Below are 15,306 nucleotides of genomic sequence, written 5' to 3' on the forward strand. Positions count from 1 at the left end.
TCTGGGTTCTGGTCGAGGTCGCTTGTCAGGGCAGAGCGGTCGCGATCGCGCGCACCGGGCAGCCGTCCAGGCCCTCGACCGGCAGCGGGAGGCAGGTGAGGAAGAAGTCGGCCGCATCCAGGCCGGACAGGTCCATCCCCTCGACGATCACGACGCCCGCCCCGAGGAGCGCCCGATGCACCGCGAGCCCGTCGGTGTGGTGCACCGAGGGCTGTTCGATGCCGAGCAACAGGATGCCCGCCTCGGCGAGCCGCTCGGCCACCGCGACCGAGAGCTGCGGGAAGGCGTCGTGGTACTCCCCGGTGCCGAAGGTGCGCGCCCAGCCGGTCTTGAGCACGATCCGCTCGCCTGCCCGTACCTCTCCCACGTCGTCCGGACCGATCTCGGCGAACGGCGGCAGCATGCCCAGATCGATCAGCCGGGCCGGCCCGACGAGGCGGTGCAGGTCGGTGCCGAGCACGTCCGCTCCCCCGTCGAACACGTGCAGGGGAACGTCGATGTGGGTGCCGACGTGGGATCCGATATGGATGTCGCTGACGTGGTACCCCGACTCGCCGTGCTCGTGCGCGGTCAGCACCGCGAGCCCCGGGTCGCCCGGGTAGCCCGGGGCGCCGTTGGGCAGCGGATGCGACAGGTCGACGATCTCCCCCGGCCTCACGAGGCTCCTCCCGCGGCGATCTCGACGACGATCTTCACGTCGTCCGCCCCGCCGATCAGGTCGAAGGCCTCCGCCACATCCCCGAACGGCACTGTGCGGGTGACCAGCGGCGCCGGGCGCACCCGGCCCGAGGCGACCAGCGCGATCACCTCGTCCCAGATGCCGGGCGAACCGAGCGCGCCCTTCAGCACGAGGTCCTTCGTGACCAGCGCATCCGCGTCGAACGGGATCTGCGGCCGCCCGTAGAGCGAGACCGCCACGATCACGGCGCCCGGCACGGCGGCCCCGAGCGCGGCGGCGAGCCCGGAGGCCTGGCCGGTCGCCTCGATGATCCGGGTCCACCGCTCGGGCAGCGGGTCGTAGCCCGGGCCGCCGAGGTGGATGTCATCCGCCCCGAGCTCCGAGGCCATCGCGAGCCGGCGCGCGCTCAGGTCGGCGACCTCGACCGAGGCGGCCCCCGCATCCCGGGCCAGCTGCAGCGCGAGCAGCCCGATCGGGCCGGCGCCGATCACCAGCACCCGGTCGTCGGGCCGGATCCCTGCCGTCTTCACGGCGTTGAGCGCGATCGCTGTCGGCTCGATCAAGGCGGCCGAGACGTCGTCGACCCCGGCCGGCACGCGATGCGCGGCGCGGGCGGTGAAGAGCACCTCCTCGGCCAGCCCGCCGTCCTGCGTGATCAGGCCGGTCTCGTGGCGGTCGGGGCAGAGGTGGTAACGGCCCGAGGCGCAGACCGCGCAGACTCCGCAGCCGATGCTGCACTCGCCGACCACGCGGTCGCCCACGGCGAATCCCTCGACCCCCACGGCGCCCTCGACGTCCGGCCCCACCTCGACGACGGTTCCGACCCACTCGTGACCCGGCACGATCGGGTACTGGGCCATCCCGTTGGCGAAGTAGACCATCACGCCGTCGCGGATCTCCTTGTCGGTGGCGCAGAGCCCGACCCGGCTGATCGCGATCCTGAGCTGACCGGCGCCCGGCGGCACGACGGGGCGCTCGACCACGGCGACCCGGCCGTCGCCGCGCAGTTCGACCGCGCTGAACGTCGATGAGGTGTCCACGATGACATCCCGCCCTTTCAAGGTCTGATTATCAGACAATAGCCGAGACGGTAGCACATCATCAGATAATCTGATGAGCGCACCGATCGAAGGGCTCTCCATGGCGGCACCGACCCCCGAACTCCCCCGGCAGCGACTCTCCTCCGTCGTCGCCGAACACATCCAGCGCGACGTCCTCAGCCGCGGGATGCAGCCGGGCGACAAGCTGCCCACCGAGGCCGAGCTCGCCGAGCAGTACCAGGTCAGCCGGGCCGTGGTGCGCGAGGCGGGCCGCATCCTCGACGGGCGCGGGCTCGTCGACATCCGCCCGGGCCGCGGAATGACGGTGTCGAAGCCCGACGGCACGTCGATCGCGAATCAGTTCTCGCTCGTGCTGCAGATGAACCAGGCCACCTTCGGCCAGCTGATGCAGACCCGGCTGGTCGTCGAGGTCGAGATCGCCGCCCTCGCCGCCACGAACCGGAGCGACGAGGATCTCGCCGAACTCCGCGCGACCCTCGACCGGGCCCGCGACGCCGACGACGACTACGAGGCCTTCCTCGAGGAGGACCTGCGGTTCCACGAGCTGATCTCCCGCGCGAGCGGCAACCCCTACTTCTCGCTGTTCATCGACCCGGTCAACGAGTGCCTGCGCAATTCGTACACCGACGCGAAGCGGTACCTCTCGCGGCGGGAGTCGACCTTCCGCGAGCACGAGGCGATCGTCGACGCGATCGAGGCGGGGGATGCCGACCAGGCCCGCGCCGCCGCCCGGGCGCATCTCGAGCGGGTCGAGTCGCAGCAGTGGGAACTCGTGCCGCCGGCAGAGCGCGGCCGCACCGCCTGATCCAGCCGCACCGCCCGATCCGGCCGCACCGCCTGAACAATTCGGAGGCTCCGGGCGCTATCGTCTGATTATCAGATAATATGCTGATCACCTCGCCCCGACGCCGTCGCGAGACGGCCGGAGCGCAGTCCTTCCGAAGGAGACCCATGGCCCGCCCCGCCCCGTCGTCCGACGTCGTCAGCATCGACCCGCGCACCGACACCGTCGTCGAGGAGGTCGCGCCCGCCACCTCCGACACCGACGTGGCCCGCATCGCCGCCCGCGCCTCCGCCGCAGCCGACTCGTTCGGGCGCACCAGTCGCGCGTTCCGTGCCGCCCTCCTCCGCGCGGTCGCGGACGGGCTCGAGTCGCGGCGCGACGAGATCGTCGCGGTCGCCGACCGCGAGACCGCGATCGGCGAGACCAGGCTGAACGGCGAGCTCACCCGCAGCGTCTACCAGGCGCGCCTCTTCGCCGACGCGATCGAGGAGGGCGGCTACCTCGAGGCCGCGATCGACCACGCGGGTCCGACGCCGATGGGCCCGGGGCCCGACCTCCGACGCATGCTCGTGCCGATCGGTCCGGTGGCCGTGTTCGGTTCCAGCAACTTCCCGCTCGCCTTCTCGGTGCCGGGCGGCGACACCGTCTCAGCTCTCGCGGCCGGCTGCCCCGTGGTGCTGAAGGCGCACTCGTCCCACCCCGCGACCTCGAAGCTCTGCTTCGACATCCTGACCGGCGCGGCGGCGACCGCCGGAGCCCCGGACGGCGTGCTCGGCATCGTCTTCGGCCAGGCCGCCGGAGCCGCCCTCGTCGCCGACCCGCACATCAAGGCCGTCGGCTTCACCGGCTCGCTCTCCGGTGGGCGGGCACTGCTCGAGATCATCGAGCGCCGGCCACAGCCCATCCCGTTCTACGGCGAGCTCTCGGGCCTCAACCCCCTCGTCGTCTCGCCCGGCGCCGCGGCGGCCCGCACCACCGAGATCGCCGAGGGCCTGTTCACCTCGTTCACGGTCTCGGCCGGCCAGCTCTGTACCAAGCCCGGCGTGGTCTTCCTGCCCCGGGATGCCGCCGGCGACGCGCTGCGCGACCAGGTGGTGCGACTCGCCAACGCGAGCGACGAGTTCACTCTCCTGAACAGCCGCATCCGGGCCTCGTTCTTCAACATCTCGGCCCGCATCGCGGGGGCTCCGGGCACCCGGATGGCCGCCGGAGCCGGGCGCGCCGTCGACCGCATCCGCGTCGCGCCGCAGCTGTTCGAGCTGCAGGCGGCCGACCTCACCGACACCGTGCTCGAGGAGTGCTTCGGGCCCTCGACCGTGGTGGTTCGCTACTCCTCCCCGGCCGAGCTCGAGGCCGCGCTGACGCGGCTGCCACCCTCGCTGACCGGCACGATCCATTGCACCGACGACGAGCTCGACGGGTTCGAGCCGGTGATCCGCTACTTCGAGGCGAACAGCGGGCGGATCGTCTTCGACGGCTTCCCGACGGGCGTGCTGGTCTCGTGGGCGCAGACCCACGGCGGCCCGTGGCCGGCGACGAACAGCCTGCACACCTCGGTCGGGGTCACGGCGGTACGGCGGTTCCTTCGGCCGCTCACCTGGCAGAACGCCCCCGCGGCGGTCGTGCCGGAGGAACTGCAGGAGGGGTACACCGCGATCCCCCGCCGGGTCGACGGTGCGCTCGTGCCGGCGACTTCGACTGTGGCCGCGACCACGTCTGCGGATGCGTCTGTCGCTGCGCCCTCGACCGCCTGAGACTTTTCCCGGCTAACTTGCACACGGGTGTGCAGGTTAGCGTACGATGGTGGTCATGACCGCCACCCTGCCCACCGCACGCGCGACCCGGAAGGACGCCGTCGAGAACCGCGAAGCCATCCTCGTGGCCGCCGCGGTCGTCTTCCGGCGCGAACCCGAGGCCTCGCTCGACGCCGTCGCGACCGAGGCGGGCCTGTCTCGGCGCTCGATCTACGGCCACTTCGCCTCACGCGACGAGCTGCTCGCCGAGCTGATGGTGCGCGGCGGCGCCCGCATCTCGGCCGCCCTGGCCGACGTGCACGACGACGACCCCCGCACCCACCTCGCCCTGATCGGCGCCGCCCTCTGGACCGAGGTGCAGCAGGTGCGCGTGCTCGCCCAACTCGCCATCCACGGGCCGCTCGAGCAGACCATCGCCGAGGCGCTCGTGCCCGTGCGCGCCTCGGTGCGCGTCGCCGCCCGCGGCGGGGTCGAGGCCGGGTGGTTCCGGTCCGACCTGCCGGTCGAGTCGCTCGCGCGCCTGATCGAGGATGCGGCGATCGCCGTGCTCGACGAGGCCGTGCGCGCCGACCTCAGCGAGGCTGAGGGGCGGCGGCTGGTCATGGCGATGGGGCTCTCGGTCGCCGGGCTCTCCTGGCGGGAGGCGGACGCGGTCATCCGCGAGCTGCCGGGTGCCGGCGCCGCTGGGTCCGCCTCTTCGACTTCCTCCCACTCCCCTGATTCCCCCGTTTCCTCCGCCTCCCCCGAAAAGAGCCGCTCATGAAGATCGTCGCCGACCGCGTGAGCAAAGGGCACGCGGGCATCCCACTGCCCGAGACCACGCTCGCCTACGAGACCGGTCGCGTCACGATCGCCGAGGCCGAGGTGGGCGACCACCCCACCGTGCTCGCCCTCATGATGAGCGGCCGGATGCGCACCGACAGCGGGCAGCTCACCATCGACGGCGCCGACGACTCCGCCCTGGTGCGCGAGCGCGTGGCGCTGGTCGACGCCCCCGACGTCAGCGAGCCCACCGGCGACCTGCTCCTCAAAGACGTCGTGCGCGAGGAGCTCATGTTCGCGGGCCGCTCCGCCTCGCGCGACTCCGTCGCCCGGGCCATCGCCGAGAACGGCGGGGCCGACTACGCCGGGGTGCGCATCGCCGACGTGCCCGCGGGCATCCGTGTGCGCATCCTGACCGAGATCGCGGCGTTCCGCGCCGGAGTCCGCGGCATCGTGATCACGAGCCCCGACCGCCACGGCGGCGACCCGCGCGACTGGCTCGCCGTCGCCCGCGAGCTCGCCGAGCGCGACTTCGCGGTGCTCGTGGTCTGCGGCTACGCCTCGGCCGAGATCGTGCGCCCCCTGCTCCCGGCGAACCCCGTGGCCTTCGACGCGCCCGCCGAAACCTCACCCGGCGCCGCACCCGACGCCGCCTCTGACTCCACCCCCGGCGCCACCGCCGCCACCCCAGACGACTTCTCCTACGAAACCGAATCGGAGCGCCTCGCGTGAAGATCTTCACCCTCGTCACCACCGAGCTCAAGCGCCTCACGGCGACGAGCATGGCCAAGCTCGCGCTGGCCGCGCTCATGCTCGTGCCCATCCTCTATGCGGGCCTCTACCTCTGGGCCAACAACGACCCTTACGGCAACCTCAAGGACGTGCCGGTCGCGCTCGTCGTCGAGGACACCGGGTCGACGCTCGACGGCGAGACCGTCGACTACGGCGACCAGGTCGAGAAGCAGCTGCTCCAAGACGCCTCGGTGGGCTGGCAGGTGACGGATGCGGCCGACGCCTCGGCGGGCGTCCGTGACGGCCGGTTCGACTTCATCCTCACCCTCGGTGCGGGCTTCTCGGATGCGCTGACCTCGGCCAGCGGCAACAGCCCGCAGCAGGCGGTGGTGAGCCTCACGACCAACGACACGAACAGCTTCCTGGCCACGACGATCGCCGGGCAGGTGGCTGAGAAGGTGCGCGTGAGCATCACCGAGCAGGTCGGCAAGGAGGCGGCACTCAAGCTCTTGGACGGCTTCGCCGAGGTGCGCACGAACCTCACGGACGCCGTCTCCGGCGCCGGGCAGCTGGCCGACGGCTCGGCCTCGGCGCTGACCGGTGCGCAATCGCTCGCCTCGGGCGCGCAGACCCTCACCACCGGTGCGCAGTCGCTGGCCACGGGTGCGAGCTCGGCGAACGACGGGGCGCAGCAGTTGAACACGGGGCTGCAGCAGCTGCAGGCGGGGTCGGCGGATCTGCCGGCGCAGGCGGCCCGGTTGAACACCGGCGCTCAGCAGGTCGCGGCGGGCAACGCCGACCTGTCGAACAAGGCGAACGGGATCGCGACGACCGTGAACCAGGCGACCGCGACCGCGAACGGCCTGCACGTGGACATCGTCAACGCGATCAACGACAACGCCGCGCTCACCGCCGACCAGAAGGCCCAGCTCCTCGGCTATGCCGGTCAGATCAACGCGGCCATCAACAGCGGCAACAAGACCGTGCAGACCGATGTCGGGCAGATCGGGGAGCTCTCGGCCGGGAGTGCCGAGCTCGCCGCCGGCACCCAGACGCTGGCCGACAACGCGCCCGCACTGGCGAACGGGATCGCGTCGGCCGCATCCGGAGCCTCACAGCTCGCCGACGGAACCTCGCAGCTCGCCGACGGCTCGGCGCAGCTCGCGACCGGGGCGCAGCAGCTGACCGACGGCTCGAACCAGCTGGTCACCGGGCTCGGCACGCTGACCACCGGGGTGGGCACCCTGAAGAGCGGGCTCGCATCCGGCCTCGACCAGATCCCCGACCAGAACGCCGATCAGCGCGAGGCCGCCGCCCAGACCATCTCGGATCCGGTCGCGCTCGACACCAGCGCCGTCACCTCCGCGGGCAACTACGGGGCCGGGATCGCCCCGTTCTTCATCAGCCTCGCGGCCTGGATCGGCATCTACGCGCTGTTCCTGATCGTCAAGCCGCTCTCGCGGCGCGCGGTCACCGCCCTCAAGCGGCCGTTCGTCGCGACCACGGCGGGCTGGGCGACCCCCGCCCTCCTCGGGGCGCTGCAGATGGTGACCGTGTTCGGCATCGTGACGCTCGCGCTCGGGTACCAGGTGGAGCACGGGTGGGGGATGCTCGGGTTCATGATCCTGGTGTCGGCGACGTTCGCGACGATCATCCTGGCGCTGAACATCCTGCTCGGCAGCGTGGGGCAGTTCCTCGGGCTGGTGCTCATGGTGCTGCAGCTCGTGACGGCCGGAGGGACGTTCCCGTGGCAGACGCTGCCCGGGCCGCTGCAGGTGCTGCACAACGTGCTGCCGATGAGTCACGCGGTCGACGGCATCAGGCAGCTGATGTACGGCGGCGACCTCACGATCGCGGGTGCCGATGCCGGGGCGCTGTTCTTCTGGCTGGTCGGCGCGCTGCTCGTGTCGTACCTCGGCGCCCGGCGCCTCACGAGCCACCGCACCCTCCGCGACCTCCGCCCCTCCCTCATCGGCTAGCCCCGCTCGGCCCGTCCCCTCCCCTTGGGCTCCCGGCCCCTCCCGGCCGCCCCCGACGCGCGGGTTACGCCAAGGGGGGGCAGGGGTCAGCGGGTCAGGAGACGGTGACTCGGACGGTGTCCCAGCCCGAAGCTCCGTCGGGCGCGGGGGGCGCCTGCACGTCGGTCTGCGTCGCGCCGGAGGCGTCCGTCGCGCGCACGGCGAGGGTGTGCTGCCCGGCCGGCGCATCCCACTCGTAGACCCACTGCACCCAGGTGTCGACACCCGTGGTGCCGGCGAGACGCGCCTCGGCCCAATCGCCGCCGTCGACCTGCACCTCGACCTTCGAGACCCCAGTGTGCTGCGCCCAGGCGACGCCCGCGACCGCGACCTTCCCGGCGGCGACCGTGGCCCCGGCCCGCGGCACGTCGATGCGCGACTCGGTCTTGATGGGGCCGAGCGCCGACCAGCCGCGCGGGGTCCAGTAGCCCTCGGCATCCGCGAATCTCGTCACGCGTAGCTCGGTGACCCACTTGGTCGCCGACACGTAGCCGTACAGCCCCGCGACCACCATGCGCACCGGGAAGCCGTGCTCGACCGGGAGCGGCTGCCCGTTCATCCCGACGGCGAGCAGGGCGACGCGCCCCTCGTCCTGCAACGCCTCGAGCGGCGTGCCGGCCGTGAACCCGTCGGTGCTCACCGAGAGCACCATGTCGGCTCCGGCCTGCGGGGCCGCCTTCTTCAGGATCTCGCGGATCGGGTACCCCAGCCAGACCGCGTTGCCGATCAGGTCGCCGCCGACCTCGTTCGAGACGCAGGCGAGGGTGACGACGTGCTCCTCGAGGGGCAGGGCGAGCAGTTCATCCCAGCCGATCTCGACGGGCTGGTCGACGAGACCGGTGACCCGCAGCTTCCAGTTGTCGGTCGCGAGGGCCGGCACCTGCAGGGCGGTGTCGATGCGGTAGAAGTCCTCGTTCGGGGTGATGTAGGGCGTGAGGCCCTCGAGCCCGAGGTCGGCGGAAGCCGGCACGGCCGGAGCCGGGGTCGCCGCGGCCGGCAGCACCACCGCGTCGCGCGCCGCGCTCACGGCGTTCGCGGCCGCGTTCATCGCGCGCGCGATCACCCCGCCGAACGCGGCCACCAGCGCGGTGATGCCGGCGGCGGTGAGGAAGCGGCGTCGGTCGAGACCCGTCTGCGCGCCCAGGGGAACCGGTTCGGCGGCGGAGGCGGTCCAGGCACGCAGTCGGCGGGCGAGCATCCGGAGCACCAGCACGCCCACGATCATGCCCACCACGGTCGGGATGCCGGAGAGCCCGCTGGCCCCGGCCCGCGTCGTGACGGCCAGCACCGCGATGCCCGAGACGAGCACGAGCACGACGAGCCCGAACGGCGGGCGGCGGTATTCGAGGATGCCGGCAAGCGCCGCGAGTGCGACCACCAGGATGCCGAGGATCACCAGCAGCGCGGCCTTGTCGCCGGTGCCGAACACCGCGATCATGAACGACTTGACGCCGGGCGGCGCGAGGTCGATCGCGAGGGAGCCGACGGCGAAGACGGGGCTGGTGGCGGCTCCGGCGAAGATGGCGATGATCTCGGCGGCCGCGAGCACGGCGGCGGCCGAGATCAGGCCGGTGACGGCGGCCCAGACGTGGGCGGTGCGACGCATGGGGTCATCCTAGGTCGCTGCGGTGGGAGCGAAGCCTCGCCGAGAAGTCACTTTCACGTCCAAAACTCGGAGTTTGGGCGTAAAAGTGACTTCTCGGCGGGGGGGGCTAGCGGGCGGGGGGCTAGCGGGCGGGGAGGCTAGCGGGCGCGGAGGCGGCGCACGAGGAGGGCGATCGTACGCCAGCCCAGGAGGAAGACCGCGAGCACGATCGCCGTCACGATCACGAACGAGACCGCGATTCCCTGCCCCGAGACGGCACGGAGCACGAGCCCCACAGCCACGGTGCAGAACCACACGATCAGCCCGGCGACGAGCAGCGGCAGCGCACGCCCGGCGCGGGAGGCGTTCGCGATCGCCACCGCGATCCACCCCACGACGAGCCCGGCGACGAACGGCCAGGCCGTGATCACGAAGCCGAGCGCCGACGCATCCTCGTCGTGGCTGGCCCGGCCGATGGCGGCGAAGAGGAGCACGAGCAGCAGGTCGGCGACGACGGTCGCGACCACGGGGAGGACGGGGCGGGGGTTCACCGTTCGAGTGTAGGTGGGCGAAGATGGACTCGTGACCCACACCGACATCACCATCCTCAACTACACCGTCAACGCCGATGTCTACGCGCGGTACGGCGCCGACTTCGACACCGAGGCCGTCAACGACGAGATCCTGCGCATCCTGAACGCCGAGGTTCCCGAGGGCATCGAGATCCACCGCAACGGCAAGGTCGTCGCCGAGGACTTCGCGATCGAGACCGCCCAGAAGTACGACTGGGCCGCGCTGCTGAAGCGTCTCGACCTCGACACGATCCTCGCCGAGCACGGCAAGTAGGCGGGAGCCGCCCGCGCGGCACTGTTAACTTCTGCCACCGGGTGGGTGAAGGCACCGTCGCTTGTGCGCGGCCGACGCCCCCGGGAGGCTGAGGACATGCCCCCTCGCGACCGCCTCCTCGCCGCCCTCGTCGCCGTGCTGTGGGGCGTGAACTTCGTGGCCATCCACTTCTCGCTCGAGCAGTACCCGCCGTTCTTCCTCGTGGGGCTGCGGTTCCTGCTGCTGGCGATCCCGACCGTGCTGTTCGTGAAGCGGCCGGGAGTCAAGTTCCGGTGGCTGCTCGGCTACGGGGTGGGCTTCGGCATCCTGCAGTTCGCGTTCCTCTACGCGGGGATGTCGGCCGGGATGCCGCCGGGGCTCGCCTCGCTCGTGCTGCAGGCATCCGCCCCGTTCACGGTCGTGCTCGCGGCGGTGTGGCTGCGGGAGCGCCTGACCATCGTGCAGGGCGTCGGGATCGCGGTGGCCGTCGCGGGCCTCGGCGTGATCGCGGCCGAGCGGGCGGGGGTGTCGGCGCTGCTGCCGGTGATCCTGACCCTCTGCGGTGCGCTCGGCTGGGCCTTCGGCAACATCTGCAGCCGGCAGGCGAAGCCCGAGAGCCCGCTGCGGCTGACGATGTGGATGTCGGTGATCCCGCCGATCCCGATGATCGGCCTGTCGCTGCTGATCGAGGGGCCCGACCGCATCGGGGAGTCGCTCGCGACGAGCTTCACGCCCGAGGCGCTGCCCGCCGTGCTCGGGCTGGCGTACACGGTGCTGATCGGCACGGTGGTCGGATCGGGTATCTGGGTGACGCTGATGAAGCGCAACCCGTCGAGCCGCGTCGCCCCGTTCTCGATGCTGGTGCCGGTCGCGGGCTTCACGAGCGCCTGGCTCATCCTCGGCGAGACCCCCACCCCCTTCGACCTCCTCGGTGGCGCAATAGTGATCCTCGGCGTCCTCATAGCCACCCTCACCCGCCGCCCCCGCCCCGCCGCCGCGGCCCCGGCCCCGGAGGTAGAGGCCCACCGCCCCCTCCTGCCCGACCCCAAGTAACCGTGCCGCCGCCGCTTCAGCAGGAGGCATGGGGACACAAACGCAACAGGCCCTACTCGATGCTTCAAGGTGAGCGCGTCGCCGTGAGGCACGACCGCAGGCCGGGCCTCACGACGGCACGCGAACATGTCGCCCGCGCCGCAGAGGCGGCGGCGCGGTCAAAAAACATGCTGCATGACCCACGCATGCATCGCCACCGCCGCCGCCGCCGACGCGTTGATCGACCGCGTGCTGCCGAACTGCGAGATCTCGACCACCGCATCCGCCGCCGCGAGGGCCTCGGGCGACAGCCCCGGACCCTCCTGCCCGAACAGCAGCACACAGCGCGCCGGGAACGAGAACGTCTCGATGATGACGCTCCCCGGCACGTTGTCGATCGCGATCACCGGCAGCTCGGCCGCGTGGGCGAACTCGACGAAGGCGGCGACGTCCGGGTGGTTCTGCACGTGCTGGTAGCGGTCGGTGACCATGGCGCCGCGCTTGTTCCAGCGCTTGCGTCCGATGATGTGCACGGTGTCGGCGGCGAAAGCGTTGGCGCTGCGCACGATCGAACCGATGTTGAGGTCGTGCTGCCAGTTCTCGATCGCGACGTGGAACGGATGCCGGTGCTCGTCGAGATCGGCCACGATCGCCGACATGCGCCAGTAGCGGTAGCGGTCGATCACGTTGCGGGTGTCGCCGGCCGCGAGCAGCTCGGGGTCGTAGCGCGGGTCGTCCGGCAGGTCGCCCACCCACGGGCCGACCCCGCCCGCGCTGAACTCGACGCTCGGGTTCGCGGCGCCCGAGCTCGCGCCCGCGCTGGTGTCGGTCGGCAGGTCCTCGGGCATCCAGCCAGGCTACCGCCGGCGAGCCGCCCGCCCCGCTACAGCCACTTGTTCCGCTTGAACACCCAGTACAGCCCGAACCCCATCGCGAACATCCCGAGCACGGCGAGCGGGTAGCCGAAGACCCAGTGCAACTCCGGCATGTACTCGAAGTTCATGCCGTAGATCGTGCCGATCAGGCTCGGCGCGAAGAGGATCGCGGCCCACGCCGAGATCTTCTTCACCTCCTCGCCCTGGCGGATGCTCGTCTCGGTCAGCTTCCGCGTGTCCTCGGCGAGCGCGAGGCTGGCCTCGGAGATGCGCCGCATCTCGTCGTTCTGCTGCTGCGTGGCGAGCGTCGAGTGCACGGTGAGGGCGTTCTGCAGGGTCGCACGGAACGCGTCCGACCGCCCCGCGATCTGCAGCACGTGGTCGAGCACGTCGCGCACGCCGCGCTGGATCTCGAGGTCGACCTGGTACTTCTCCGAACCGCGCAGCAGCGCCTCGAGCATCCCCTTGAGCGGATGCACGGCCCGCTGGAACTCCATCACCTCGCCGAGCAGGTCGTAGATGCGGCGCGAGACCGTCGGGTCGCCGCCGAAGAGCTGCTTCTCGATCTCGTCGATGTCGTTCTCGAGACCCGCGATCACCGGCCCGTACTCGTCGACCACCTCGTCGACGATCGCGTAGAGCACCGCCTCGGGCCCGAGCGCGAGCAGCGGCGGGTTCGTCTCGAGCCGGTGCCGCACGGCGGCCAGGTTCGGCGACTCGGCGTGCCGCACCGTCACGACGAAGCCGGGGCCGAGGAAGACGTGCACCTCGCCGAACTCCACCCGCTCCTCGGAGTCGATGTACCGCGCCGGCCGCAGCACCACGAAGAGGGTGTCGCCGTAGCGCTCGAGCTTGGCGCGCTGGTGGCCGATCAGGGCGTCCTCGACCGCGAGGTGGTGCAGGCCGAACTCGGTCTCGACCGAGTGGATCTCCTTGGCGTCCGGGCGGTAGAGGCCGATCCACGCCATGCCGTCGAGCTCGCGGAGGAGTTCGTACGTGTCGTCGAGGCTCTTGGGGTCGTGGGCGCGGTGACCCGCCACGTACACGGCGTTGTCGATGAGGGGCATGGTGGACACGATAGGCACGATCGGTGAACAACCGGCGAACGCGGGTGGGGTGGATGCGCGGGGCCGGGTGCGCGGGCGGTCGGGCACGCGCGGCGGCAGGCGAGCGGATGCACGGGGCCGGGTCGCAGACGACGAGCGGATGCGCGGGGCCGGCCCGCAGCGCGCGGCTAGTAGTAGCGGTCGAGGCCCCAGACGTCCTCGTCGTGAGGCGGGCTGCCGAAGCCGGCGTGGGTGACGGTCTCGGAGCGGGATTCCGTCGTCTCCTCGGGCGTGACGCTCATCGAGATCGCGGTGCGGCGACGTTCGAGCCGCTCGACGAGGACGTCGTCGACGGGCTCGTCGAACGCCACCTCCTCGGGCACGCTCAGCAGTTGCATCCCGGGCCCGATCAGCATCTCGGCCTGCCGCGCGATGCCGTCGGCATCCACGATCGGGAACGCGACGACATCGGTCTCGCGGTGGCTGAGCAGGTGACCGGCGTAGCTCATCAGCGCCCCGGCGATGCGGTCGCCCGTGACGACCGACCCACCCGCGTGGAACAGGCGTCTCATGGCGACCCGCCCATCCTGTTCGACGACATGACGACCTCTCTCGCGTACGCATGCGCCGAGGTCTGGGACGCCGTGGCCGTAACCCTACGCCTGTTGGCCGGTTCTGCCTGCTGGGGTGGGTCGCACCCCTCGTGGCGGGAGCACCTCCTCTGCCACACTGGAGCCGGCGGGAGGCCGGGGAGGCGGGGACGATGGACGCGACGCCCGAGAGACCCCCCGGCAGCGCGAGCGCACCCGCGGCCTCCGGAGGCCCCGCCATCCGCACCCTCCTCCTGCTCTCGATCCCGGCCCTGGCGATCGGCGTCGTCTCAGCCCTCGTGCTCTTCGCCCTCGACGAGGTCGCCGGCTGGCTGCAGTCCTGGCTCTGGGGCGCCCTGCCCGGCGCCGTCGGGGTCGACCCCGCATCCGGCTGGTGGATCTTCGGCGTGCTCACCGTCACCGGCATCGCGGTCGGGCTCGTGGTCTGGCTGGTGCCCGGGCACGGCGGCCAGGACTCCGCGACCACCGACCTGATCGCCCCGCCCCAGCGGCTGATCGCCCTGCCGTCGCTCGCGCTCGTCGCGGTGCTCGGGCTCGCGGGCGGCGTGAGCCTCGGGCCCGAGAACCCGATCATCGCCATCAACACGGGCCTGCTCGTGGCGATCCTCGCCCGCCTCGTGCCACGGATGCCGCGTGAACTGGCCATGGTCGGCGCCGCCGCCGGCACGATCGGCGCGCTCTTCGGCACCCCGGTGGCGGCCGCGCTCATCCTCACCGGCGTGGTCGCGGCGCGCCCGACCGGAGGCGCGCTCTGGGACAGGCTGTTCCTCCCGCTCGTCTCCGCGGGAGCCGGGTCGCTCACGATGACCCTGCTCGCGCATCCGAGTTTCGCGATCTCGATGCCCGCCTACGACTCGGTGCAGGCGATCGACCTGCTGAGCGCGGCGGTGATCGCCGTGATCGGGGCCGCGATCGGGGTGTTGGTGGTCGTGGGGTTCCGGGTGCTGCATCCGCTGTTCCACGCGATCGGCAACCCGCTCGTCTACATCACGCTCGGCGGTGTGGTGCTCGGCGTGCTGGGGGCGATCGGCGGGCCGCTCACGCTGTTCAAGGGCCTCGACCAGATGGCCGAGCTGATCACCGACCGCTCGGGCTACGGGGCGGGGACGGTGATGCTCCTGATCGGGATCAAGCTCGCCGCGCTGGCCGTCGCGTCGGCCGCGGGGTTCCGGGGCGGGCACATCTTCCCGGCCGTGTTCATCGGGGTGGCGCTCGGGGTGCTCGCGAACAGCCTGGTGCCGTCGATCCCCTTGGTCGTGGCGGTCTCGGCCGGGGTGCTCGGGATCGTGCTCGCGGTGAGCCGCGACGGCTGGATCGCCCTGTTCCTCGCGCCCGTCGTCACGGGCAGCGTGATGGTGCTGCCGCTGATGTGCATCGCCATCCTGCCGGCCTGGCTGATCGTGACGAAGGCTCCGCACATGGTGGCGTCGGCGGCCGACGAGGGGCGGCGGCCGGTGTGGTTCGGGCGGCGACCGCGTGCCGGGGGCGCTGCGGCGGGGGCGTGAGGATGCTCGCGTCGCTCAGCCCGCACCGGTGACGGTG

Annotated in this window: 15 protein-coding genes; 8 read left to right on the top strand and 7 right to left on the bottom strand. The window is 71.8% G+C overall.

What is annotated here, in order from left to right; translation table 11 throughout:
• Positions 1–25 precede the first annotated feature (25 nt).
• The gene (locus tag HSO01S_RS06575) at positions 26–658 is read right to left on the bottom strand and encodes a cyclase family protein (RefSeq protein WP_066039777.1); all 633 of its coding nucleotides are present in this window, start codon (positions 656–658) and stop codon (positions 26–28) included.
• Positions 655–1,719 carry a zinc-dependent alcohol dehydrogenase gene (locus HSO01S_RS06580; RefSeq protein ID WP_066039778.1) on the bottom strand — a complete coding sequence of 355 codons (1,065 nt, stop codon included), beginning with the start codon at positions 1,717–1,719 and terminating at the stop codon, positions 655–657. Before HSO01S_RS06580 ends, HSO01S_RS06575 begins: the two co-directional genes overlap by 4 nt.
• Before the next feature lie 73 nt (positions 1,720–1,792).
• Between HSO01S_RS06580 and HSO01S_RS06585 the strand changes: the two genes are divergently transcribed.
• The 5 genes from HSO01S_RS06585 (at position 1,793) to HSO01S_RS06605 (ending at position 7,751) form a co-directional block, all read left to right on the top strand.
• A complete protein-coding gene (locus tag HSO01S_RS06585) occupies positions 1,793–2,545 on the top strand; it encodes a FadR/GntR family transcriptional regulator (RefSeq protein ID WP_218003780.1) in 753 nt (250 codons plus the stop codon).
• Positions 2,546–2,691: 146 nt separating this feature from the next.
• Positions 2,692–4,278, top strand: coding sequence for an aldehyde dehydrogenase (NADP(+)) (locus HSO01S_RS06590; RefSeq protein ID WP_084361402.1), 1,587 nt, complete (start codon positions 2,692–2,694; stop codon positions 4,276–4,278).
• A 55-nt stretch (positions 4,279–4,333) separates the two neighbouring features.
• Entirely contained in the window at positions 4,334–5,041 is a 708-nt protein-coding gene (locus HSO01S_RS06595) for a TetR/AcrR family transcriptional regulator (RefSeq protein ID WP_245635916.1), read from the top strand.
• Entirely contained in the window at positions 5,038–5,772 is a 735-nt protein-coding gene (locus HSO01S_RS06600) for a radical SAM protein (RefSeq protein ID WP_066039779.1), read from the top strand. Before HSO01S_RS06595 ends, HSO01S_RS06600 begins: the two co-directional genes overlap by 4 nt.
• Positions 5,769–7,751 carry a YhgE/Pip domain-containing protein gene (locus HSO01S_RS06605; protein ID WP_066039780.1) on the top strand — a complete coding sequence of 661 codons (1,983 nt, stop codon included), beginning with the start codon at positions 5,769–5,771 and terminating at the stop codon, positions 7,749–7,751. The genes HSO01S_RS06600 and HSO01S_RS06605 overlap by 4 nt, the downstream gene beginning before the upstream one ends.
• 94 nt (positions 7,752–7,845) lie before the next feature.
• Here the strand turns inward: HSO01S_RS06605 and HSO01S_RS06610 are convergent, their stop codons facing one another.
• Both HSO01S_RS06610 and HSO01S_RS06615 read right to left on the bottom strand, forming a co-directional pair.
• Complete coding sequence (locus HSO01S_RS06610) at positions 7,846–9,396, bottom strand: molybdopterin-dependent oxidoreductase (protein ID WP_066039781.1); 1,551 nt, start codon at positions 9,394–9,396, stop codon at positions 7,846–7,848.
• 137 nt (positions 9,397–9,533) lie between these two features.
• Complete coding sequence (locus tag HSO01S_RS06615) at positions 9,534–9,926, bottom strand: DUF3054 domain-containing protein (protein ID WP_245635917.1); 393 nt, start codon at positions 9,924–9,926, stop codon at positions 9,534–9,536.
• A gap of 31 nt (positions 9,927–9,957) precedes the next feature.
• On the opposite strand from HSO01S_RS06615, the gene HSO01S_RS06620 reads away from it, so the two are divergent.
• Both HSO01S_RS06620 and HSO01S_RS06625 read left to right on the top strand, forming a co-directional pair.
• Complete coding sequence (locus tag HSO01S_RS06620; protein ID WP_066039782.1) at positions 9,958–10,221, top strand: hypothetical protein; 264 nt, start codon at positions 9,958–9,960, stop codon at positions 10,219–10,221.
• Between the two features lie 96 nt (positions 10,222–10,317).
• The gene (locus HSO01S_RS06625; protein WP_066039783.1) at positions 10,318–11,253 is read left to right on the top strand and encodes an EamA family transporter; all 936 of its coding nucleotides are present in this window, start codon (positions 10,318–10,320) and stop codon (positions 11,251–11,253) included.
• A gap of 158 nt (positions 11,254–11,411) precedes the next feature.
• On the opposite strand, the gene HSO01S_RS06630 is transcribed toward HSO01S_RS06625, so the two are convergent.
• From HSO01S_RS06630 to HSO01S_RS06640, 3 genes are all read right to left on the bottom strand, one after another.
• On the bottom strand, positions 11,412–12,080 hold the full coding sequence (locus HSO01S_RS06630) for a TrmH family RNA methyltransferase (RefSeq protein WP_066039784.1): 669 nt from the start codon (positions 12,078–12,080) through the stop codon (positions 11,412–11,414).
• A 35-nt stretch (positions 12,081–12,115) separates the two neighbouring features.
• Positions 12,116–13,174 (bottom strand): magnesium and cobalt transport protein CorA, encoded by a 1,059-nt coding sequence (locus HSO01S_RS06635; protein WP_066039785.1) that lies wholly within the window; start codon positions 13,172–13,174, stop codon positions 12,116–12,118.
• A gap of 167 nt (positions 13,175–13,341) precedes the next feature.
• Complete coding sequence (locus HSO01S_RS06640; protein WP_066039786.1) at positions 13,342–13,725, bottom strand: hypothetical protein; 384 nt, start codon at positions 13,723–13,725, stop codon at positions 13,342–13,344.
• A gap of 191 nt (positions 13,726–13,916) precedes the next feature.
• Between HSO01S_RS06640 and HSO01S_RS06645 the strand changes: the two genes are divergently transcribed.
• Complete coding sequence (locus HSO01S_RS06645) at positions 13,917–15,269, top strand: ion channel protein (RefSeq protein WP_084361404.1); 1,353 nt, start codon at positions 13,917–13,919, stop codon at positions 15,267–15,269.
• The last annotated feature ends 37 nt before the right edge of the window (positions 15,270–15,306 follow it).

Source organism: Herbiconiux solani NBRC 106740, assembly GCF_001571005.1.
Taxonomy (GTDB): domain Bacteria; phylum Actinomycetota; class Actinomycetes; order Actinomycetales; family Microbacteriaceae; genus Herbiconiux; species Herbiconiux solani.

What these genes read in the sequence shown, in the direction of transcription:
- HSO01S_RS06610 (WP_066039781.1), bottom strand. Translation starts at nt 9,396, where the DNA reads ATGCGTCGCACCGCCCACGTCTGGGCCGCCGTCACCGGCCTGATCTCG.
- HSO01S_RS06640 (WP_066039786.1), bottom strand. Translation starts at nt 13,725, where the DNA reads ATGAGACGCCTGTTCCACGCGGGTGGGTCGGTCGTCACGGGCGACCGC.
- HSO01S_RS06590 (WP_084361402.1), top strand. Translation starts at nt 2,692, where the DNA reads ATGGCCCGCCCCGCCCCGTCGTCCGACGTCGTCAGCATCGACCCGCGC.
- HSO01S_RS06645 (WP_084361404.1), top strand. Translation starts at nt 13,917, where the DNA reads ATGGACGCGACGCCCGAGAGACCCCCCGGCAGCGCGAGCGCACCCGCG.
- HSO01S_RS06585 (WP_218003780.1), top strand. Translation starts at nt 1,793, where the DNA reads ATGAGCGCACCGATCGAAGGGCTCTCCATGGCGGCACCGACCCCCGAA.
- HSO01S_RS06600 (WP_066039779.1), top strand. Translation starts at nt 5,038, where the DNA reads ATGAAGATCGTCGCCGACCGCGTGAGCAAAGGGCACGCGGGCATCCCA.
- HSO01S_RS06625 (WP_066039783.1), top strand. Translation starts at nt 10,318, where the DNA reads ATGCCCCCTCGCGACCGCCTCCTCGCCGCCCTCGTCGCCGTGCTGTGG.
- HSO01S_RS06595 (WP_245635916.1), top strand. Translation starts at nt 4,334, where the DNA reads ATGACCGCCACCCTGCCCACCGCACGCGCGACCCGGAAGGACGCCGTC.
- HSO01S_RS06635 (WP_066039785.1), bottom strand. Translation starts at nt 13,174, where the DNA reads ATGCCCCTCATCGACAACGCCGTGTACGTGGCGGGTCACCGCGCCCAC.
- HSO01S_RS06630 (WP_066039784.1), bottom strand. Translation starts at nt 12,080, where the DNA reads ATGCCCGAGGACCTGCCGACCGACACCAGCGCGGGCGCGAGCTCGGGC.